Source organism: Alcaligenes sp. CHO6, assembly GCF_037120595.1.
Lineage (GTDB): Bacteria > Pseudomonadota > Gammaproteobacteria > Burkholderiales > Burkholderiaceae_B > Alcaligenes > Alcaligenes ammonioxydans.
The window spans coordinates 33,983-55,238 of sequence record NZ_JBANCI010000003.1 but is presented as its reverse complement, the minus strand read 5'-3'; the positions used below and the strand labels follow the sequence as shown (position 1 = coordinate 55,238).

Below are 21,256 nucleotides of genomic sequence, written 5' to 3'. Positions count from 1 at the left end.
AGATAAAGGTTGAATATGCGGTTTTTACACTCTGCGATGCTGTTGCGTCCGGTCAATGGCATTGTGGCTCAGATGACCTGGGAGCAGCAGGCAGCAGATCAATTGGGTTTGCCCTGGCGCACGCGGGCGTTTTCGGCGCCTGATGCCCGGATTCCTGACTCGATCCGGGTGGATTCGGGGGTGCAGGTTGATGGCCGCAGCAAGTGGCGGCTGGCCTGGGCCTGGGTGGCATTTCGCCTCAGCTATCTGCGTTGGCTGCGCGCGCAGCACGATATTGATGTATTTGTCTTGCGCCATAGCGTTCATGACCCCTTCCAGTATCTGTTTATCCGCACCTGTCCCAAGCCCGTTTATCTAGTGCATCACACGAAAGAACTTGATGAGCTGGCCGGGGGCGGGGTGTTGGGCAAATTGCGCTCTTATGCCGAGTCGGTATTGGGGCGCTGGTCAATTCGCCGCGCCGCGGGGGTGATTGGCGTGACCCCTGAGCTCAGTGCCTACGAGTCGGAACGCGCCGGACAAGCGGGAAAATATACCTACACCTACCCCAATGGGGTGATGTACACCGGCCAGGTCATGGCGGATCACCGTCAGGATCGGCCCGAGTTCTTGTTTGTGGCCAGCCATTTTTATGACTGGCACGGCTTGGATCTGGTGTTGGACGCGCTGGAGCGCAGTCAGGCAGATTTTTGTTTGCACATTGTGGGCGTTGTGTTTGAAGCGGATCTGGCTCGATGCCAGAACGATCCACGCATCGTGTTGCATGGAACCTTGAGTGCGGATGAGATTTCCGCCCTGGCGCAGCGCTGTTGGGTCGGGCTGAGCTCTTTCGCTTTGAATCGAAAAGGCATGTTGCAAGCCTGCACCTTGAAGGTGCGGGAGTATCTTATGCTCGGTTTGCCGGTGTATTCGGGGCATCAGGATGTCTTTGATCGGGATTTCCCTTTTTATTGCCAAGGGCCTGTGGACATGGCTGCGCTATTGGACTACGCACACGCTGTGCGTTTGTCAGACCGGGCGCAAGTCAGTCAGGCGGCCCAGGCTTATATTGCCAAAACTAGTTTGCTGGAGGGCTTGGCCCGGGCGCTGACCGAACAGGAAAAGGCAAGGCACTCATGAACTCGGAACCATTACGCATTGAAATTGATGCGCTTTACCGTCTGGTGGCGCAGGTCTCCTTCTTTGCTTTCTTTGCGTTTGGCCCCGTGTGGAAATTTCTGGAAACGATGTTTGGTTTTCCCAGAATCAATGTCAGCGTCCTGTATTTACTGTGCGTGGGCTTGTTGCTGACCCTTTTAGTCAGCAAGGTGGCATTCCGTGCACGAGAGGTCAGGGGAAAGCCGCTGTTTGTCGCGGTCTCAATCTTATTGATGTGGGTGTTGCTGATCCAGGCTGTGCAGTTTTCCAGCTTGCTGCAACATGTCGATGTGTGGACCCTGTCCAGGTACTTTTCCAATACCGGGGTGGCGCCTTTGCTATTGGTGCTGCTGGGAAAATGGTATGCCGAGCAGTCCCGGGGTGTCGTTGCCACGGTGAAATTCAGCTGGGTATTTTCCAGCGTGGTTTATATCTTCAGCTACATATATATCGGGCAGGATTTTCATAAAAATATTGTGGAAGCCAGCATCTATCTGACCTTGTCCGATTGCTATGCAATTGTGGCCTTGCTGATGCTGGTCTCTGTCCGGCAGCGTAGCCACTTTGTGGTTTTGTTTGTCATCAGTTTCTGGGTTCTGTTTTTCCTTAACTCCCGCTTTTCTTTTCTGGCGTTCGTGCTGGCCTGTGTGGCGGTCATGTTTGTCAGGAACAAAGTGGCCGCCATCTTTGTGTTTTTGTTGTCGGCGCTGTTACTGGTTGCCCTGGGGCCGTGGCTTGTTGATTTGCTCGGACCGGAACACCGCATGGTCAGGCTCTTTCTTTTTGAGAACGACTCGTCCTTGTCTGGCCGTCTGGAGCTGATGCGCCAGGAGCTGGATTTTTTAAGCAGTAACTGGGTCTTGGGCCGCTACATGTACGATGTCGTGGCCACGGGGGTGACGGGAAACTATGCGCATAATTATCTCTCGTTTCTAAGTGCTTACGGGGTTGGCCCTGCGCTGGGGCTGATTGGCATTATCGTGGCTGGGCTCATGAGCGGGGTGTTTGGCGCCATACGGCAGCATCATGTTCAATCCGTGCTGGCGGTCTTGTTTTTCTGCTTGTTCGGCATCGTGGCTGCCCGCAGCTATCTGTATCCCTATATCTGGTTTGCTTTGGCGGCATTGGCTTCCTTGCCTTTGCCTGCTACTCACTCTAAGGCTTCCTAATGCAGTTTTCTTTGCTTCTTTCCTTGTACAACGGTGAAAAGGCCTCCAATTTCGAGCAGGCGATGGACAGTGTCGTGAATTCCACCCGCCAACCTGATGAGGTGGTGCTGGTTCTGGATGGTCCTGTACGCCCAGAGCTGAGTGAGCTGGTGGAGCGCTATCGCACGCGCTTGCCGATGGTGCTTGTACCGCTGGAAAAGAATGTGGGCTTGGGCAAAGCGTTAAATATAGGTTTGCAGCATTGCACCCATCCCTGGGTGGCCCGTTTCGATACCGATGACATTAATGAGCCAGAGCGATTTGCACGTCAACTTGAGCAGTTGGAGCGTGATCCACAACTCGATATTATCGGCTCATCAATTGCCGAGTTTGCTGAGGACCCGCAGCAAATCCGTAGTTATCGGGCCGCTCCCGAAAGCCATGAAGAAATCATGAAGTACGGGCAGCGACGAAACCCGTTCAATCATATGACGGTGATGTACCGTAAAGAAGCGGTGCTGCGTTGCGGCAGCTATGGGAATGAGTATTTCTACGAGGATTACGCCTTGTGGGTGCGTCTTTTGCTCTCGGGGGCAAAAGGGATGAATATTCAGCAGCCCCTGGTGCGTGCCCGTACCGATTTGTCCATGTATCGGCGTCGGGGTGGATGGCGTTACGCGCGGCAGGAAATTGCCGCGCAGTATACGTTTTATTCTTTAGGTTTTATTGGTCTGGGACGCTTTTTGCTCAACTGTTTGCAACGTACCCCAGCCCGTTTGTTGCCGCCTTTCGTGCGCGAGCATATTTACCTGAAATTGCTGCGCTAAGTTGGGCTAGCGGGCGCCAAAACCGGTGAGCATGGTTTTGATGGTCAGAAAGACAATGTGCAGATCCAGATAGGTCGAGCAGTTCTTGATGTAATAGAAGTCATGCTCGATCTTGATGCGGGTGGCGTCTGCATCATCCGTATAACCTTGCCGCACTTGCGCCCAGCCCGTAATTCCTGGCTTGACCACATGGCGGTAGTTGTAAAACGGAATCTGCTCGTCGAACGCCCTGACAAAGTTGGGCTGTTCGGGGCGCGGGCCGATCAGGCTCATTTCGCCCTTGATGATATTGAGAAACTGCGGAAGTTCGTCAATACGCAGCTTGCGGATGATTTTGCCAACACGCGTGATGCGTGGGTCGTCCTCGCCCGCAAACTGCTCGGGCTGCTCGCGATCAAAGCGCATGCTGCGGAATTTATAAATGGTAAATTCCTTGTTACCCAGCCCAATGCGTTGCTGGGTATAAATAACTGGTCCAGGGCTTTCCAGTTTGATCAGCAAGGCAGTGATCAGACCAATGGGCAGCACGATCGGTAAGGACAGCAGGACGATTCCCAGGTCCATCAGCAGTTTGGTGGTCTCGTAGACTTTGGTGGGCAGCAAGGCTCCGAGGTTGTTCTCGGACATGCGGTTGATTCGCACACGCCCTGAAAGCGACTCATAAACCAGACTGGCGTCATAGACAGGAATGCGCTTGAGCGCGCATTGCGTCAGAAAACGTTCATCGTCTTTGCTCAGGTCGTTGAAGTCCGCCACCACCGCATCATATCGAACGTTCTGCAAATCCAGTGTTGTCAGCTCTCGAGCGTCAACATTGTCCAGCTCAAACAAATGATCGCTCATCCCCCCTTTGATAATCGCCAGCTTTAAGCGGCGATATTTTTGCGTGCTGAAATGCTCCAGGTAAAACCAGAGCAAGGCACAGGCACCGCTCGTGAGCAGGATAAAGCGAGACAGGTTCAGCGTTAAGAGCAGGGAGACCAGCGCAACCAGCACGTAAATGGTGATGACTTGCGGTGCAATGAACATGCTCGACTGTCCGCCCGGATAGGACGTGTTGATCTTGCGAACCACAAAGTGGCAAATGACAAAGGCGATGGAGGCCACGATCAAGGCCGTTTTCTGGCCCAGATCGGGTGTCAGCAAGCCGTTCAAGCCCCAATGCAGGGCAGTGGGCAGGGCAACGGAAACCAGCCAGCCTACAAACAGCAGGAATGGCGAAGAGAGCAGGATTTGCTCGTGTTTTTTCTGAAAGCGGCGGCTAGGTAAGGTATTCATATCCTACGGTCGTATATGGTAGTGAAAGGCTACGTGCGAGCGCGGTGGCAAACAGCAGCTTTCAATCATTTCTGATTGTGCTGACAATCAGTACAACAAACATCCCCAGGAATAGACCGAAAATAATCCCTATCAGCAAGACCAAGGGTTTGATTGGCTTGATGGGCTCATACGGTGGCTGTGCAGCCATATCGATGCGGGCTACCGAGAACTCGGGATTGCTGTTGAGGGTCTGCAGCAAGGCCTGCTGAGTCAGCAGTTTGGGCAAGCCGGCAATGTAGGCGTCCTGATCCTTGCGCTTGCTAAGCACGTCTATCTCGGCCTGTAACGATCGTGTCCCCCGCATAAAGCTGTTTTCATTGCCGGGGCTGTTGTCCAGCGTGATGACAGTTGTGCCTGGCATCGGCGCTTCCAGTTCCATGGCTTTGGCCACGGTCAAGGCGTCCTGAAGGCGCCCTATTTTCAGGTTCTGAAGGTCCTGCTCCAGCTGACGTAGCGTTGCTATCCGGTTTTCGGTGCTTTGTTTTTTTGCGCTGATCTCACTTTGCAGGTTCTTGAGCAGCTCGGCATGAGTAGCCTGTACGGCAAGTTGTGTATAGTCATTGGCCCACTGAGCCGCCAGTTTTGGATCTTTCGCTTTAATGGAAACGTTCAGGCCGCCACCCTCTGCCGTAGAGCCTGTAATACTCAAGGATTTGTCCAGACGCTTTGCAACCTGCTCGGTCTCGACTTCATCTTTGGGCGCAAAATAAGGAAGGTAGTATTGCGTCAAAAATTTATTTTTGATCGAGTCTGATTTGAGGTTGGTGTAGAAAATTCCGTAAACATGCGCGGAGTCCAGTGGACGTGGAGTGTCTTTCTCGGAAATGCCCGTGTCTATCGTATTCACGCTCTCGACGTACTCGGCCAAATCGCTTGCCTGAGGAGGCAGCACTCGCGTGGTGGCTTGGTAGGTGGGTTGTACCAACACCAAATAGCCAATGGAAAGACAGGTGCACAGCAGAGTGACTGCTAGAATTATTTTTTTTGATTTCCAAAACAGCCTAATTAGATCGCTCAGACTAATGTTTCTTGTATTGGCTTCAGGGTTCTGGCTAACAGTGTTCACGCATTCTCCGGATGATAGTCAACGTTTCGCTGAACTGAAGATCTCAACCTTCAATTCTAATCTCAATGGGTTTAAAACGTTTATTTTCGAAATTTTTTAACGAGCTTTTTTCTGAAGTAGGGGCCTTATAAAACAGTAATACCGGCTGCTTGGTCAGGCATATCAAATAAAAAACCCAATGTGTTACAAGTTGGCCGGTACAGTCAGGGCAGTGTGAGGGGGACTAACCGAGTGAATGACCCAGTGTGGGAGTGCTTGAGCAATAATGGTGTCCCATCTGCGTTAGGCGGACGTTTGGCGCTAACTTATCAGAGAAACTTAGCAAGTAAAGCCGAACTGCAATGATAGTATTTGTTGCTGGTTGTAAGTGCGTGTCTGGGTGGTTTTTGTCACTATGTCTGTTGTATTGAAGTGACAGTCTGGGTGTCCGATGTGGAACCCTGTGGACAGGATGCCGAGGCTGGTTTGCGGCAGGAAGTGTCTTGGCAGACCGCTGCCTGGGTACGCACTATAACAGTGGTCTGATGGATTTTATACAGGACTGATGCGTTCTTGGTCGTAAAAATAAGATGATGAAATATAGAAGTGACATCGATGGTCTACGCGCCCTGGCTGTGCTATCAGTCCTGATTTTTCACCTGAATTCCGATTGGCTGCCCGGTGGTTTTATTGGGGTGGACGTTTTTTTTGTGATTTCAGGGTTTCTGATTAGTCACATCATAAAAAATGAAGTCATGCAGGGGCGGTTTTCTTTCTTTGATTTTTACAAAAGAAGAATTAGAAGAATACTGCCACCGCTCTATATTGTTTTGCTGTTTTCTTTATTGGCTGGATTTTTTCTTCTTCTTCCAGAAGATTTTGATCGGCTTTTTAGTTCTGTTCTTTATTCTTCTGCTTTTTTGGCGAATCAGTTTTTTTCCAAAGACGGTGGCTATTTTGATATTGCTTCCGATGAAAAGCCGTTATTGCATATTTGGTCGCTTTCCATAGAAGAGCAGTTTTATTTTATCTGGCCTCTTGTGTTCTTGCTGGCTTTCAGGTTCTTTTCCAGACGTAGCAAGGATACCCTGGATCTGTCTCTGACGGTGTTTGTGACGTGCGGGGTGGCGCTGGGGTTTGCCTATAGCCAGTATTATTTGCTGTCTACGCATGCAGGAGATTCGGTTTATTTTTTACTGCGTTTACGTTTCAGTGAGTTGCTGGTAGGCGCTTTATTTGCTTTTCTGCCGGTGTACAGCCATCGACGCGGATGTCACTTGCTTCAGCTGACCGGGATCATGCTGATAGTGGGCGGGCTGCTGATGCTGGACAAGCAGTCTGTTTTTCCTGGGCTCAATGCCCTTATTCCCTGCCTCGGGGCTGGACTCTTCATTTACGGTGGGCGCTCGGAACAGGCGACCGGTGGCTGGGTCATGTGGATCTTTCAGAGACCCTATATGGTCGCGGTAGGTTTGATTTCCTACTCCTTGTATCTATGGCATTGGCCGATTTTGGCGTATCTGCGCTATGTTTATGGCGCTTATGTGTTGCCGCTCAGCTGGTTGCTGGTGGCAGTGCCTTGCATGTTTATTCTGGCCTATCTGTCCTACAGGCTGGTGGAGCAGCGCTGCAAACGCTGGAACGTTGGGTTCACGACGGCTTTTCTGGCTTTGTTCTTGCTCCCGGCCCTTGCTCTGGCGGGCTTGGGGCTGGGTTTGAAGGCGGTCAAGCCGTCTTTGGATCTTGATCCTGCGCTCTTGAGTTATGGCACCGATGTTTGCCATGGCACGTTTGACAAGCGCTGTTTGCGTGGCGATCCGGAGAAATCTCCGCGGATATTGGTGACAGGTGATTCTCATGCAGCGGCTTTGAATTCGTTTGTGGACGAAGTGGGACGTAAAGAGGGGTGGCGGCGTACGTGGTAACAGGCAGCTCCTGCTCTCCGGTATTTGGTTTTAATGAGCATGTCTTGCCTGAATCCTCGCGCGAGCCCTGTAAGAATCTTAAGGAATATATAGCCACAGCCTATCGGCAGTATGAGGCCGTCATTTTCACTTCCTTCTGGTCTTATCAGTTGGGCGAAGAACCGGAGGCGGCTGACCCCGATTACCTCTCAAAGCTCGAACATACCTTACGCAGTATCGCGGCCAGCACACCGGTTTATGTATTGTCGGATGTCCCCGAGCTTGCTGTCTCTCCCATTCGCCAAGAGCTTTTTAGTCGTTTGGGCATACATATTGAACGAGCGCCAGGAAAGAAGGCGCAGGCTGCCAATGCGATCATCAAACAGATTGTGGACCGAATCCCCAATGTGTATTGGGTCGACGTCGGGGCGGTGGCGCGTCCGTTTGCCGAGCAGGGCCGGTATGCCGGACGCATGGCCTATTTCGATAACAATCATTTGAATGTCTATGGCTCCACCTCGCTGGGGCAGTTGTTTGTTCAGGAGGGGCATCACTTGCTTGCTCCCGGACGCCATTGAGTGTCGGAGGGGGAGCCTGGCAGGTATCAGAGCAGAAGGTGTAAAGAAGGCTATTTTAATGCTTTTTGGTTATTAGCAAATAAAGATGCGTCTCCCCAACAGGTTTAAGCTTCAGTTTTAGCCTGTCCTACGAGATCTTTATGTTTTCCCGTTATGTAGCCTCTGGTCTTCTTGCTCTTTCTGTCTCTTTCGGCGCCCAGGCTGCTGAGCAAACGCTGGAGATCGGCTATCTGCCCATCATGCCTGCCGCTCAATTGTTCGTTGCCTTAGGATCTGGCGACTTACTGCCAGAAGGGCAGCCTGAGCCCAAATTGGTGCAGTTTCAAAGCGGACCCGCATTGACCCAGGCCCTGATTGCGGGACAGTTGGATGTCGCTTACGTAGGTATTGGTCCGGCTTTGGTCGCCAGAGCCAAAGAGGCCGACGTCAAGGTTCTGGCCTCGAATATCGTGGAGCAGGTCAGTGTGGTGGCGATTGGGGATTTGTCTGCTTATCTGGATGCCGACAAACCGGATTTTGCCGCCGCCGTTGCCCGGTTTACGCAGGAAAAGGGCCGTAAGCCCAAGGTTGCCAGCTACCCTAAAGGCGCTGTTCCCGAGGCAGCCTTGCAGTATTGGCTGCGCAATATGCTGAAAGTTGATCCGGATGTGGTCGAGGTCATCTACCAGGGCGAGGCTCAGATTCAGCAGGCTTTGAGCAATCATGCGGTGGACGCCGCTGCCATTTTGGAGCCTACGGTCAGTCAGATTTTGCAGCGTCAGCCTGATGCCAAAATTGTGGCGCACGGTGGTGAACTGTTCCCCAATGAGCCTGGTTCGGTGCTGCTGGTGCGCGAAGGTCTGATCGAATCCCGGCCTGAGCTGGTTCAGCATCTGGTCAATGCCCATTTGCGTGCCACAGCCATGCTGCGCGATGAGCCTGCCAAGGCCACCCCGTATGTGCAGAAGTATGTGGGCGGTGGACGTTTGCCTAAAGAGATCGTTCAAGCAGCCATCGAACGCTCGCGTGATCAGTTTCAGCCTGACCCCCGCAAGATTATTGACGGCACGGCTCAACTGCAGGATTTCCAGGTGTCCTTGGGCACCTTGGCGACCAAGCTTGACGATGTACAAAGCTTGTTCGATATCCGTTTCTACGAAAAGGCGGCTCCCTGATGAGCGTTGCAAAAGAAGCAAGTTTGCCGCCCGCTGCTGCGCCCGCTTCTGACGGCGTCTGGCTCGATGCCTTGTGGCGTCGAGGCCTGGAGCGGATGGTTTACGGTGTAGCCGGCCTTGTGCTTTTTATTGGTGTGTGGCGTCTGGCTTATGTTTATGGCTGGGCTCCTCGCGGTACGCTGCCTGATCCCTTCAGCCTGCCATCGGCCCTGTTTCAGGAAATCGAGGCTGGCCGGCTCTGGCCCGCTGCCCAGTCCAGTCTGGTGCATTATTTCTGGGGCTTGGGCATTGGCACCATCCTGGGGATTGGGTTTGGTCTGGCTGCGGCAACCATCCATCGCTTTGACTTGTTGCAGGCCTACCTGGTGCGTCTGCTGCGTCCCATCCCGCCACTGGCCTGGGTGGTGTTTGCGATTGCCTGGTTCAAGGTTAGCCATACCGGGGCGGCTTTCGTAATCGCTATTGGCGTGTTCTGGCTGAACTACTTTGCCACGTATAGTGCTGTGCGCTCGGTAGATCCACGCTATTACGAATTGGCGGCTGCCTTCGGGCACCATTCTTATTTCTCCCGCGCCTGGACGGTAGTTTTACCTGCCATCAGCCCCGGATTGCTCAGCGGCGTGCGCGCCGGCATCGGACAGGCATGGATGACGCTGATTGCAGCCGAGCTGCTGGGTGTTCCTGGCATGGGACAGGAAATGAATGCCGCAGCCGGGGTAGGGGCTTACGATGCGGTCGTGGTCTACATGCTGATCATCTCGGTGGTTTACACCTTGTGCGACATGCTGTTTCTGACTTTTAACAAATGGGTACTTCAGTGGCAGCCTTGATTCAGTTCCAGGGATTTGGTTTTCAATACCCCGGTGCGCCGGCGCCGGTGATCCGTGATGTGAACCTGGATGTTCAGCCCGGGCATTTTGTGGCGATTGTGGGTGGCTCCGGTGTTGGCAAAAGCACCTTGTTGCGGGCTGCTGCTGGTTTGAGCCAACCCAGCTTCGGACATTTGCGCTCCAATCTGCACGATAGCCCTGGTCGGCGCGCCAATGCGTTTGTCTTTCAGGACAGCCGCCTGTTGCCCTGGCGACGCATTGCTTCAAATGTGGCGTATGGGCTGGAAGGTCTGGGGCTGTCGCGTCAGGAGCGCGAGCAGCGAGTTGAGGCGGCCTTGAATCAGGTAGGGTTGGCCCACCTGAAAGACCGTTGGCCGCATCAATTGTCGGGTGGGCAGGTGCAGCGGGTGGGTATCGCTCGTGCTCTGGCCGTACAGCCTGATTTACTGCTCATGGACGAGCCTTTTTCGGCGGTCGATGCCTTGACCCGTCAGGCTTTGCAGGATGAGCTGGTGCAGGTGTGGCAGCGTAGTTCAGCGGCCGTGTTATTTGTGACGCATGACATTGATGAAGCTGTCTTTTTGGCCGATACCATTATCGTGCTGGGAGGCAGTCCGGCAGGGGTCAGTGCTCGGATCGAGGTGGACCTGCCTCGCCCACGAGACCGCACGACGCCCCGTTTTGGCGAGTTGGTCAAACAGGTTGGGCAGGCTTTGTAGCACCGCCTGTTGTCTTGCCTTGAAAAGGCCCCGGTGTGGGGCCTTTTTTTGTCTTTCATCTGCCGTCCATGGACGATGACGTACCGGACATAAACCTCGTGTTCACGTTCATTTTGCCCGCGTGCGTTCTACACTGCTTGTTTGATGCCCACGCAGACCACAAGGAGAGATAGGATGCATCCGGTCAATACATTCAAGCAGGCTGTGCAGCAAGGCAGGCCACAGATCGGTTTGTGGCATGGCTTGGCCAGCCCGTACGTGGCGGATTTGTGTGCTGGCCTGGGGTACGACTGGATCTTGCTCGATGGCGAGCACGTTCCCAACACGGTGCAGACCTTGCTGGCGCAGTTGCAGGCGGTCGCGGCCCACCCGATCGCGCCGATTGTCCGTCCTAGCTGGAATGATCCCGTGCAGATCAAGATGCTGCTGGACATAGGGGCTCAGAACCTGCTGATTCCCATGGTGCAGGATGCCGAGCAAGCCCGGGCGGCCGTGGCGGCGGTTCGCTATCCGCCCCATGGTATCCGGGGTGTGGGTGCTGCCTTGGCTCGCGCGGCCCGCTGGGGGGCCACGTCTGATTATCTGGAGCGGGCCAATCAGGAAATGTGCGTGCTATGCCAGGTTGAAACACGGCAAGCCCTGGAAAACCTGGATGAGATTTTGGCGGTGGAAGGCGTGGACGGGGTTTTTATTGGTCCGGCTGATCTGGCCGCCAGCATGGGCTATTTGACCGAACCAGGACATCCGGCGGTTCTGGCGGCGATTGAAGAGGCAATTGTACGTATACGTCAGGCGGGAAAGGCGCCGGGTATTTTGCAGGCGGATGTTCAGGCTGCGCATCGCTACCTGTCCTTGGGAGCCCTGTTTGTCGCCGTCGGCGTGGACGCCGTGTTGCTGCGGCAAGCCGCTACGGTGTTACTGAGTCAGTTCAAGGATGAGATTGCCGTGCCTGTTGCTCAGCCAGGGGCAGCGTACTGAGCTAAATGCCAGGGGCTTCGGACCTGCCCATGACGGGGTGGCAGTTTGACCGCCTGTCGGGCACAGATTGCTGCTGCCTCCAGAGAGCTCGTGCTCAGGTACTGCTGTCCAGCAGAAAGCTCAGCAAGGTTTCAGCGCTGGGCTGCAGATCATCGCGCCGACGTACTCCAATCAGAATTTCCCGTTGGCTCCACGTTTCGTCCAGTTCAATCATGCGTGTATTGGGGATCTGGTAAATGCTGGCGCTCTTGCGTGGCAAGATGCCAATCCCCATTCCGGCGTTGATCAACAGGCACATGGCGTCGTAGCCCGATACTTCGGTACGAATGCGCACGGAGCGGTTGGCCTCCATGGCGGTTTTGGTGATCTGGTAATGCAGCTGTGTTCCGCTTAGCAACGTGATCTGCTCATGTTCCAGAGTCTGCTCAAAACGTACTTTCTCGTGCCTGGCCAAAGGATGATGGATGGGCGCCAGTACCACCAGCTTGTCACTGCGAAACGGATAGGCCTGGATATCGGCGGCGTAAGGCAGGCGGGTAAACACTCCCAGGTCTGCTTTGCCCTCTGACAGGGCGCGAATAATGTCCAGGCTGGTTTGTTCTTCCAGTTGCAGGGCAATCGCCGGATGTTGACGCCCGAATTCGCCCAGCGGTTCAGCCAGAAATTGTGAGATGGCGGAGGTATTGGCCAGAATATGGACCAAACCTTGCAGGCCTTGTGAGAAGGCCTGCAGGCGGGTTTCGATTTCCTGCGCACTATTGAGCAGCGCCCGGGAGCGGTACAACAACTCCAGACCTGCGGCGGTTGGGCTGACCCCTTTGTTGGTGCGCAGCAGCAAGGTCGTGTTCAGAGACTGTTCCAGATCCGCGATGCGGCGGCTGACCGCGGCGGCGGCAATGTGCTCACGTTCAGCCGCCTGGCTGATCGTGCCTTCTTCCAGTATTCGGACAAATAGTTTGAGGGTCAGAAGGTCCAGTTTCATGCTGGCATCATATCGTTTTTTTCAGCATGTCTGCATAAGCTGCGGCCTTCAAGACGTTCCTTAGCGGCGGTGGTGGGCAAGCCGCGCGTTTAGGTGACCGCGTGCGCTGGAGTGTTCATCCTCATGGGGGCATGCCCCTCTGTTGAAAACTGATCAGGCATAAAAAAACCCTGCCGATGTAAGGTCGACAGGGTTGTGCGTCACCAGGCTGGCTGGATCAGGCTTGTGGCTTGACGCCTGACAGGATGTGGCCTGCGTTGGGAACGCGGGTTTCCAGACCCAGTGTCTTGAGCATCTGGTACACGGTACACACTGCGGCGGACAGAACGGGTTTGCCGATCTGGTCCTGGGCACGCTGAATGGCAGGCAGGGAAGGCATCTGCACGCAAGCGGACAGGATGACGGCGTCCACGCCGTCGTGGTTCAGACGTTTGACGTGCTCGAGCAGGTTTTCTGGATTCAGCAGACCCACTTCCAGGTTGTCCGACACTTCCAGGCTGATGGAGTCTTGAACTTCGATGCCTTCTGCTTCGATGTAGTCGGCCACGCGCTTGGTCAGCGGCTTCATGTACGGCGTGATGATGGAGACTTTCTTGTAGCCGAATTCTTTCAGGGTATCGACCAAGGCACCGGCCGAGCTCAGCACGGGAATGTCCACGCCGTTGTCTTTAACGGTGTTCTGCAGACGCTCTTGCGAGACGCGGTGGTAGCCGTCGCCTTGGGCCATGATGGCCACCAGGCAGGCGTAGGCCATCACGTTCATGCGGGCGTCGCTCAGCTCAACCGCGCAGCGGTCGCTGGCAATGTCCATGGCTTTCAGTTCTTCGGGGTTCACGTGCATCATGCGCATGCGCGACGAGTGGAACGTAAAGCGCTCTTCAGGAAACTCGGCGTAACGTGCCTGCAACATGGCAGGAATCTCGGTTTCCATCGTGGTGTTGGAGCTGGGAACGATCTGGCCGATACGATAGGTTTTCATGGGAATCTGTCTCTGAGGGTGGTTTTTAGATTGACACCTTTATTCTAGGACCCGTTTTCTTCCTTGCAAATCAACCATCTGTCAACGTGCCATCGCCAATGGCGATGGCACGCATGCACGGGTCAGGCCTGCCCCGACTGCCAGCGCCAGGCATCATCACACATTTCCTGAATGCCTTTTTTGGCTTCCCAGCCCAAGGTTTCGCGGGCTTTTTCCGTGTCTGCCCAGCAAGCCGCGATATCTCCAGGACGACGTGGGGCCAGCGTGTAGGGAATAGGGCGCCCACAACTGCGTGCAAAGGCGGCAATCATCTCCAGAACAGAATAGCCACGCCCCGTTCCCAGGTTGACAGTCAGCAGTTCACTGTCTTTGGCTTCCAGGTACTCCAAGGCGGCGACATGGCCTTTGGCCAAGTCACAGACATGGATGTAGTCGCGCACGCCCGTGCCATCCGTCGTGTCATAGTCGTGCCCAAAAACCTGGACCTGTTCGCGTTGCCCCGTCGCAACCTGAGCGATGTAGGGCATCAGATTATTGGGAATGCCTTGAGGAGCCTCGCCGATCAGTCCCGATTCGTGGGCGCCTACCGGGTTGAAATAACGCAGCAAGCCAATACGCCAGCCCGGCTCGCTGTGGTAAAGATTGCCCATTGCCTGCTCCAGCACCAGTTTGGTGTGGCCATAGGTATTGGTGGCGGACAGCGGATGTGTCTCGGGAATGGGAAGTTGCTGGGGGTCGCCATACACGGTGGCGGAGGACGAAAACACCAGAGTTCGTACCTTGGCCTGTTGCATGGCTTGCAGCAAGCTTAGCGTGCCCGTGAGGTTGTTGTCGTAATACTTGAGGGGTTGGGCAACGGATTCGCCCACCGCTTTCAAACCGGCAAAATGGATAACGGCAGATATCGCGTTTTGCTGGAAAATAGTGTCGAGCAAGGCCCGATCCCGGATATCGCCTTCGATAAAGCCGGCCTGAGTGCCGGTGATTTTCGTGATGGCATCCAGAACACTTTTTTGGCTATTGCTCAGGTTGTCCAGAATCAGAACCTGATAACCGTGGGCAATCAGCTCGACGCAGGTATGAGAGCCGATAAAGCCGGTACCGCCAGTAACAAGAATGGTTTTGGCCATAGGTCTTTCCAGTTGAAAACAAATCGAGAACAGGGATTAGTCGATGCGCTTTAAGGCCGTTTTATAGTGGCCGCCACGCTCAGCGTAAACGCGGGCGTTCTGACGCAGCTTGGCAATGTCTTCATCGCTGAGGGTGCGCACCGCTTTGGCGGGCGAGCCAATGATCAGGCTGCGTTCAGGGAAGACTTTGCCTTCAGTGACCAGCGCGCCGGCACCCACCAGACTATCGCGACCGATGACGGCCCCGTTCAAGACCACAGCCTGAATGCCGATCAAGGCGCCTTCACCGATCGTGCAGCCGTGCAGCATGGCCTGGTGGCCGATGGTGACATGGTCGCCAATGGTCAGCGGGTAGCCCGGATCGGTGTGCAGGACGGCACCTTCTTGGACGTTGGAGCCTGCTCCTACGGTGATGGTTTCGTTATCGCCACGAATGACCGCACCTGGCCAGACACTGCTGTGCTCTTTCAGTACGACCTTGCCAATCAGTGTTGCCTCGGCGGCAACAAAGCTGCTGTCGTCAATTTGCGGGGCATGTTGATCTAATTGGTAGACGGGCATGACAGATCCTTGGAATGGTGCCCGGCTGCCCATGTCCGGTGTTGGGGCGGGGACAGTTGGGCAAGAGTACGGGACGGTTAAGGGCAGCTTGATGTATAGCGCCCGTGTCATCAGAGTGACACGGGCCTGCTTGAGCCATCGGGGCTGGTCAGCGCTTAAACCTGTTCGCCAAACAAGTCATATTCACTGGAGTCGGTAATGCGCACGCGCACCATTTGACCGGGTTCCAGGGTTTGTGCGCTGGTGATGAAAACGTTGCCGTCGATCTCGGGGGCGTCGGCGCTGGAGCGGCCTACGGCGTCGCCGTCCTCGTCGATCTCATCGATCAGTACATCCATCTCGCGGCCTACCTTGGCAGCCAGGCGAGCGGTGGAGATGGCTTGCTGATGTTCCATGAAGCGTTCCCAGCGCTCTTGTTTGACCTCGTCAGGGACGATGCCATCGAGTTTGTTGGCCGGTGCGCCTTCGACGGGCGAATACTGGAAACAGCCCACGCGATCCAGTTGCGCCTCGCTCATCCAGTCCAGCAGGTACTGGAAGTCGTCCTCTGTTTCGCCGGGGAAACCAACGATGAAGGTCGAGCGTATGGTCAGATCCGGGCAGTCCTGGCGCCACTGCTTGATACGCGAGAGGGTGCGGTCCTCAAATGCAGGGCGTTTCATCGCGCGCAGCACCGAGGGGCTGGCGTGCTGGAAAGGGATGTCCAGGTAGGGCAGCACCTTGCCTTCGGCCATCAGGGGAATGATGTTGTCTACGTGTGGATAGGGATAGACGTAGTGCAGACGCACCCAGGCGCCCAGCTCGGACAGGGCAGCGCTTAGTTCCACCATGCTGCTCTTGACCGGGCGGCCATTCCAAAAGCCGGTACGCTGGCGGATATCCACCCCGTAGGCGCTGGTATCTTGGGAGATGACCAGCAGTTCTTTGACGCCGGCTTTGACCAGACGCTCGGCCTCGCCCAGTACCTCGCCTACCGGGCGGCTGACGAGCTTGCCACGCATGGAAGGGATAATACAGAAGCTGCAACTGTGGTTGCAGCCTTCGGAAATTTTCAGATAGGCGTAATGACGTGGGGTCAGCTTGATGCCCTGCGGAGGCACCAGATCAATATAAGGATTGTGATCCAGCGAAGGCGGGGCGGCCTCACGCACGGCGCGCAATACCTGCTCATACTGCTGGGGGCCGCTGACTGATAGCACGGAGGGATGGACCTCGCGAATCAGTCCTTCGTCCACACCCATGCAGCCGGTGACGATGACGCGGCCGTTCTCCGCCAGTGCCTCGCCGATCGCTTCCAGCGATTCGGCCTTGGCGCTGTCGATAAAGCCACAGGTATTGACCACCACCACGTCAGCATTGTCGTAGCTGGGGGTGATCTGATAGCCGTCGGTGCGCAGTTGAGTAAGAATACGTTCAGAATCGACCAGGGCCTTGGGACAACCCAGGCTCACGAATCCGACTTTGGGGGCGCTCATAGAGGGTCCTTCTGGAGCTTGAGGGCTCGAAATTGGGAAATAGGCTTGATTTTACCGTCCCGTGCCCCGATGCGTGCGGATCTTGTGTGTTTGAGCCCGGTTTATGCGGTAAATAGTGCTACAGTCGCAGTCATATTTTTCTTTTCTAGCGGTTGTTCTGTGTCCGACACCCATCTTTCCCCCTCCTTGCCCCTGTCCGAAGTCATGCTGCTGAGCGCGCGCAATATTGAAGGCGTGCTGGCCGGCAAATCCCTGACTGAAAGCCTGGCCGCGACGCCCGCCGCGGCGCGTGCGGCCGTGCAGTCTGTCAGCTTTCATGTCCTGCGCCGTTTGGGCCACGCTCGTCAGATTCGTATCACGCTGGTGCCGCGCCAGCCCAGCAATAGCTGGCTGGATGCCCTGCTGATGGTGTCGCTGGCCTTGCTGGATACGGCCATGCGGGTGCAGGAGGATGCCCAGGCGTTTGAGGATCGCCCGGATGTGCCAGTGTATGCCGTCCATACCGTGGTGGATCAGGCGGTGCGAGCGGCAGACAGTCAGGCTGCGCTGCGTCTGTCCAAGGGTTTGGTCAATGGCGTGCTGCGCCGCTTCACGCGCGAGCGCAAGATGATCTTGTCTCAGGTCGAGAGCCGTCCCGAGGCACGCTGGAATCACCCCGGCTGGTGGGTCAAGGAATTGCGTCGCGCGTATCCGCGTGATTGGGAAGCCTTGCTGCAAGCGGCCAACCGCCCCGGTCCATTGACGCTGCGTGTTAATCAGCGCCGTTGTTCGGTAGAGCGTTTGCAGGCGGTGCTAACTGAAGCCGGGATTGCGTCGAGCAGTCCTGGAGTTGGCGCGGTGACTTTGGATAAGGCCATGCCGGTTCAGGCGATTCCCGGTTTTGATCTGGGCTGGTGGTCGGTGCAGGACTGGTCCGCCCAGCAGGCCGGTTTGCTCTTGCCGGTCAAGGATGGCATGCGGGTGCTGGATGCCTGCGCGGCTCCGGGTGGCAAGACGGCGCATTTGCTGGAGCAGGCCGATGTTTCCTTGTTGGCCCTGGACTCGGACGGCGAGCGGCTGGAGCGAGTGGGGCATAACCTGCGTCGTCTGGGTTTGGCCAGCGACAAGGTTCAATTGAAACGGGGTGATGCGGCGCGTCCGGCCCAATGGTGGGATGGTCAGCCCTTTGATGCGATTTTGGCCGATGTACCTTGTACGGCATCGGGCATTGTGCGTCGTCACCCGGATATTCGCTGGTTGCGCCGCGAGTCGGACATTGCCGATACCGCCCGTCTGCAAAGCTCTATACTGGATGCCTTGTGGTCCACGTTGCGAGCAGGTGGACATTTGTTGTATTCGACCTGCTCGATTTTTCCGGCCGAAGGTCAGCAACAGGTCGAGGCGTTTTTGGCCCGTCATCCCGAGGCGCAGCTTTTGGACTCTCCTGGCCAGATTTTGCCCGGCGTTGCAGGACGATCTCTGGCAGATGGCGACGGTTTTTTCTATGCCTTATTTACGCGCCCGGTTTGACTTGTCACAATTAGGGCTCTGACTTTGTCCTTTTTGCGGTTAATCACGATGTGGCGCGTTTTCCTGTCTTTTCTGCTGATTTTCAACTGCGCGCTCAGCTCGGCCAATACGATTGTGCCGGTTGCCACGTCGGGAGAGCGGGTCGTCAAGGTCGAGCCCCATATTCGGGACGAAAAGCTGTATATCGACGCGGATATCGAGTTCGAACTCAGTCCGGAGTTGCGGACGGCTGCCGAGAAAGGGGTGCCGCTGTATTTCACGGTTGAAGTGGAGTTGGCTCAGCCCCGTTGGTATTGGTTTGATAAAAATGTTGTTAAAGAACAACAAACCTGGCGGGTTGTGTATAACGCGTTAACCCGACAGTGGCGTGTGGGAGCCGGGGACCTGTCTTTGCCCGAATCCTCCATGAATGATGCACTGGCCATGCTGCGCCATATCCGTGGCTGGGCAGTTGCCTATGTGGCGGATCTGGACCGCGACCAGGAATACCAGGGTCGTGTGCGTCTGCGCCTGGATACCTCCTTGCTGGCTCGCCCCTTTCAAGTGGATGCCATCAATAGTTCTGCCTGGACATTGGCCACCCCATGGAAAACCTTTTCCTTTTCCGTCTCCGTCGACGAGCCCCAACCTTGATCCGCTGGATCTTGCGTACCGCTCTGTTTGGAGCGGGAGTCAGCGCGTTGGCGCTGTTTACGCTGCTGGTCTGGTCAACAGGCAACGCCTCGCGCTACGCACAGCAATATGATCTGTTGCTGGTGCTCAACGGCGTGCTGGCGGCCACCCTGATTTCCTGGGTGCTGATGCTGACGATTCGCCTGTTCAGGCAAATACGCAGGCGCCAGTTTGGGGCCCGCATGACGGCGCGCTTTGCTTTTTATTTCACACTGATCGGGATTATTCCGGGTGCGCTGATCTATCTGCTCTCGGTGCAGTTCATGTCGCGCTCGATCGAGTCCTGGTTCAACGTACGAGTGGATTCGGCCTTGGAGTCAGGGCTGAGTCTGGGGCGGGCGGCTCTGGATTCGCAGCTCAGCGAGCTGGAAGGCCGCGCCCAGGAAATGGTGGCGGCGCTGAATAAAGCCGATAGCGCCCAGTACAGCAGTCTGCTGATCTCATTGCGGGAAAACAGCGGTGTGACCGAAGCCATGGTGTTTTCTGGCAATGGCCGCTTGATTGCCTTTTCGTCCTCACGGTATGACACCTTGCTACCGGACATGCCCCCTTCCAGCGTGATGAATCAGTTGCGTATTTCGGGTCGTTACGCGGCGGCTGAAGTGGATGATGATGCCCCGGTACATGACAATGGCCTGGACGAGGGGGGTGTGCCGGCAGAGTCGACCGGCTTGCGTTTGCGGGCGGTGCTGCCGCTGGCCGATCCCAACCGTTTTACAGCAAGCCTGAGCGGTACGGCGGACTCGCGTTGGCTGCAGGTGATCCAGCCTGTGCCCGACAAGATCGCCCGTAATGCCAACCAGGTCCAGCAGGGGTTTCGGGATTATCAGGAGCTTGCTTTGTCCCGTCAGGGCTTGCGCAAGCTCTACGGCATCACCTTGACACTGGCCTTGATTCTGGCGGTGTTTACCGCTGTGGCTGCAGCCCTGGCCCTGTCTCGCCGTCTGACGCGCCCATTGCTGACGCTGGCTGCCGGGACGCAGGCGGTAGGGGTGGGGGATTACCGGGCCTTGCCTGAACCGCCCGCCAAGGACGAGGTCGGCCAGTTGACCCGCTCGTTCAATGCCATGACCCGGCAACTGGATGAGGCGCGCCGCATGGTCGAGAAAAATCGCTTGCAGCTGGAGCGCTCCAATATGTATCTGGAGTCAGTGCTCAGCAATCTGTCCAGCGGGGTGTTGGCCTTTGACGAAATGTTTCGCGTGACCATGTTCAACCAAGGGGCGCAACGAATCCTGCAAGTGGATTTGCGCTCCATAAAAGGTCGCCCGCTGGAGACCTTGGACGGAGCGCTGACGTTTGCATCCGTCATACGCGAAGCGTTTTCCACGCATCAGGCCATGGGGTCCGATCATCCTTATTGGCAGCAGCAGTTTGAGCTGGACATGAAAGAAGGCAATGAGGCGCGTGATACTATCGTCACCGTTTTGGCTCGGGGCACCTTGCTGCGGGTCGACGGCCAGCCCACGGGTTATCTGGTGGTGTTTGATGACATTACTGACGTGATTTCTGCCAGCCGTCTGGTGGCCTGGAGCGAAGTGGCCCGACGCCTGGCGCACGAGATCAAAAACCCCTTAACGCCTATTCAGCTGTCTGCCGAACGTCTGGCCATGAAGCTGGAATCGCAATTGGACGAGGTGCATGCGGCCATGCTGCTGCGCTACACCAATACCATCGTCAACCAGGTTGCCTCCCTGAAAAAGATGGTGGAGGATTTTCGTGAGTATGCCCGCAAGCCCGCCACTCAGATGCAGGCTTTGAATCTGAACGAGCTGATTACCGAAGTGCTGACTTTATATGGTTGGGACCCGGAAGAAGGCATGGTTCGGGACGACGGTTACAGTGTGGCGATTGACGTGGAACTGGACCCGGATTTGCCGATGGTCCTGGGGGACCCCACACAGTTGCGTCAGGTTATTCATAATCTGCTGGCCAATGCTCGGGAAGCCGCTGCCCAGGATCAATCACTTGACCAGGCGCATGTATTTGTTAAAACCATGATTGCAGGCGTAGAAGGTTCCGACTCGGCTACGACGGTCAGTTTTGTGGTCTCAGATAACGGGCCGGGTTTTGATCCGCAGATGCTGGTGCGTGTTTTTGAACCATACGTAACCACCAAGCCCACCGGCACGGGTCTGGGACTTGCTATAGTTAAGAAAATCATCGAGGAGCACGGCGGCAGAATCGATGTTTCCAATCGCCGTGAGGGGGGGGCTCGCATTTCCATCCTCTTTACCCGGCTTGCTGGCCAGCATATTCGTCTGGACTCTGGGCGGCGAGCAAACGATAATGCGTAAAAATCACGTAG

Annotated in this window: 19 protein-coding genes; 12 read left to right on the top strand and 7 right to left on the bottom strand. The window is 55.7% G+C overall.

Going from position 1 to position 21,256, the window contains the following annotated elements:
- Positions 1-15: 15 nt before the first annotated feature.
- The 3 genes from V6936_RS12385 to V6936_RS12375 are packed head-to-tail and all read left to right on the top strand — an operon-like array spanning position 16 to position 3,112.
- Positions 16-1,119, top strand: a complete 1,104-nt coding sequence (locus tag V6936_RS12385) for a hypothetical protein (RefSeq protein ID WP_301606031.1) — start codon at positions 16-18, stop codon at positions 1,117-1,119.
- Positions 1,116-2,306, top strand: a complete 1,191-nt coding sequence (locus tag V6936_RS12380; protein WP_301606030.1) for an O-antigen ligase family protein — start codon at positions 1,116-1,118, stop codon at positions 2,304-2,306. Before V6936_RS12385 ends, V6936_RS12380 begins: the two co-directional genes overlap by 4 nt.
- On the top strand, positions 2,306-3,112 hold the full coding sequence (locus tag V6936_RS12375; protein WP_301606029.1) for a glycosyltransferase: 807 nt from the start codon (positions 2,306-2,308) through the stop codon (positions 3,110-3,112). The genes V6936_RS12380 and V6936_RS12375 overlap by 1 nt, the downstream gene beginning before the upstream one ends.
- Positions 3,113-3,118: 6 nt before the next feature.
- On the opposite strand, the gene V6936_RS12370 is transcribed toward V6936_RS12375, so the two are convergent.
- Positions 3,119-4,390, bottom strand: coding sequence for a sugar transferase (locus V6936_RS12370; RefSeq protein ID WP_219235195.1), 1,272 nt, complete (start codon positions 4,388-4,390; stop codon positions 3,119-3,121).
- A 61-nt stretch (positions 4,391-4,451) separates the two neighbouring features.
- Positions 4,452-5,498, bottom strand: a complete 1,047-nt coding sequence (locus V6936_RS12365; protein WP_219235193.1) for an LPS O-antigen chain length determinant protein WzzB — start codon at positions 5,496-5,498, stop codon at positions 4,452-4,454.
- 569 nt (positions 5,499-6,067) lie between these two features.
- On the opposite strand from V6936_RS12365, the gene V6936_RS12360 reads away from it, so the two are divergent.
- The 6 genes from V6936_RS12360 (at position 6,068) to hpaI (ending at position 11,640) form a co-directional block, all read left to right on the top strand.
- Positions 6,068-7,402 carry an acyltransferase family protein gene (locus V6936_RS12360; protein WP_336579952.1) on the top strand — a complete coding sequence of 445 codons (1,335 nt, stop codon included), beginning with the start codon at positions 6,068-6,070 and terminating at the stop codon, positions 7,400-7,402.
- Complete coding sequence (locus V6936_RS12355) at positions 7,384-7,959, top strand: SGNH hydrolase domain-containing protein (protein ID WP_336579951.1); 576 nt, start codon at positions 7,384-7,386, stop codon at positions 7,957-7,959. The genes V6936_RS12360 and V6936_RS12355 overlap by 19 nt, the downstream gene beginning before the upstream one ends.
- A gap of 140 nt (positions 7,960-8,099) precedes the next feature.
- Positions 8,100-9,113, top strand: coding sequence for an ABC transporter substrate-binding protein (locus tag V6936_RS12350; RefSeq protein ID WP_003802180.1), 1,014 nt, complete (start codon positions 8,100-8,102; stop codon positions 9,111-9,113).
- Positions 9,113-9,943, top strand: a complete 831-nt coding sequence (locus V6936_RS12345; RefSeq protein ID WP_003802179.1) for an ABC transporter permease — start codon at positions 9,113-9,115, stop codon at positions 9,941-9,943. Before V6936_RS12350 ends, V6936_RS12345 begins: the two co-directional genes overlap by 1 nt.
- On the top strand, positions 9,919-10,662 hold the full coding sequence (locus tag V6936_RS12340; protein ID WP_336579950.1) for an ABC transporter ATP-binding protein: 744 nt from the start codon (positions 9,919-9,921) through the stop codon (positions 10,660-10,662). Before V6936_RS12345 ends, V6936_RS12340 begins: the two co-directional genes overlap by 25 nt.
- Positions 10,663-10,836: 174 nt before the next feature.
- Positions 10,837-11,640: a 4-hydroxy-2-oxoheptanedioate aldolase gene (gene hpaI, locus V6936_RS12335; RefSeq protein ID WP_003802177.1), complete on the top strand. Its 804-nt coding sequence runs from the start codon at positions 10,837-10,839 to the stop codon at positions 11,638-11,640.
- A 94-nt stretch (positions 11,641-11,734) separates the two neighbouring features.
- Here the strand turns inward: hpaI and V6936_RS12330 are convergent, their stop codons facing one another.
- From V6936_RS12330 to rimO, 5 genes are all read right to left on the bottom strand, one after another.
- Positions 11,735-12,622: a LysR family transcriptional regulator gene (locus V6936_RS12330; RefSeq protein ID WP_003802176.1), complete on the bottom strand. Its 888-nt coding sequence runs from the start codon at positions 12,620-12,622 to the stop codon at positions 11,735-11,737.
- 217 nt (positions 12,623-12,839) lie between these two features.
- Positions 12,840-13,601: a maleate cis-trans isomerase family protein gene (locus tag V6936_RS12325; RefSeq protein WP_003802175.1), complete on the bottom strand. Its 762-nt coding sequence runs from the start codon at positions 13,599-13,601 to the stop codon at positions 12,840-12,842.
- Positions 13,602-13,723: 122 nt separating this feature from the next.
- Entirely contained in the window at positions 13,724-14,731 is a 1,008-nt protein-coding gene (gene galE / locus V6936_RS12320; protein ID WP_003802174.1) for a UDP-glucose 4-epimerase GalE, read from the bottom strand.
- A 36-nt stretch (positions 14,732-14,767) separates the two neighbouring features.
- Positions 14,768-15,292, bottom strand: a complete 525-nt coding sequence (locus V6936_RS12315) for a gamma carbonic anhydrase family protein (protein WP_003802172.1) — start codon at positions 15,290-15,292, stop codon at positions 14,768-14,770.
- A 155-nt stretch (positions 15,293-15,447) separates the two neighbouring features.
- A complete protein-coding gene (gene rimO / locus V6936_RS12310; RefSeq protein ID WP_059318213.1) occupies positions 15,448-16,767 on the bottom strand; it encodes a 30S ribosomal protein S12 methylthiotransferase RimO in 1,320 nt (439 codons plus the stop codon).
- A gap of 204 nt (positions 16,768-16,971) precedes the next feature.
- Between rimO and rsmB the strand changes: the two genes are divergently transcribed.
- Genes rsmB through V6936_RS12295 form a run of 3 tightly spaced genes read left to right on the top strand, consistent with a single transcriptional unit; the run spans position 16,972 to position 21,245 of the window.
- Positions 16,972-18,276: a 16S rRNA (cytosine(967)-C(5))-methyltransferase RsmB gene (rsmB, locus tag V6936_RS12305; protein ID WP_051010435.1), complete on the top strand. Its 1,305-nt coding sequence runs from the start codon at positions 16,972-16,974 to the stop codon at positions 18,274-18,276.
- 48 nt (positions 18,277-18,324) lie between these two features.
- Positions 18,325-18,909, top strand: coding sequence for a DUF4390 domain-containing protein (locus V6936_RS12300; protein WP_336579949.1), 585 nt, complete (start codon positions 18,325-18,327; stop codon positions 18,907-18,909).
- Positions 18,909-21,245, top strand: coding sequence for a sensor histidine kinase (locus tag V6936_RS12295; protein WP_165477574.1), 2,337 nt, complete (start codon positions 18,909-18,911; stop codon positions 21,243-21,245). Before V6936_RS12300 ends, V6936_RS12295 begins: the two co-directional genes overlap by 1 nt.
- Positions 21,246-21,256: the final 11 nt, after the last annotated feature.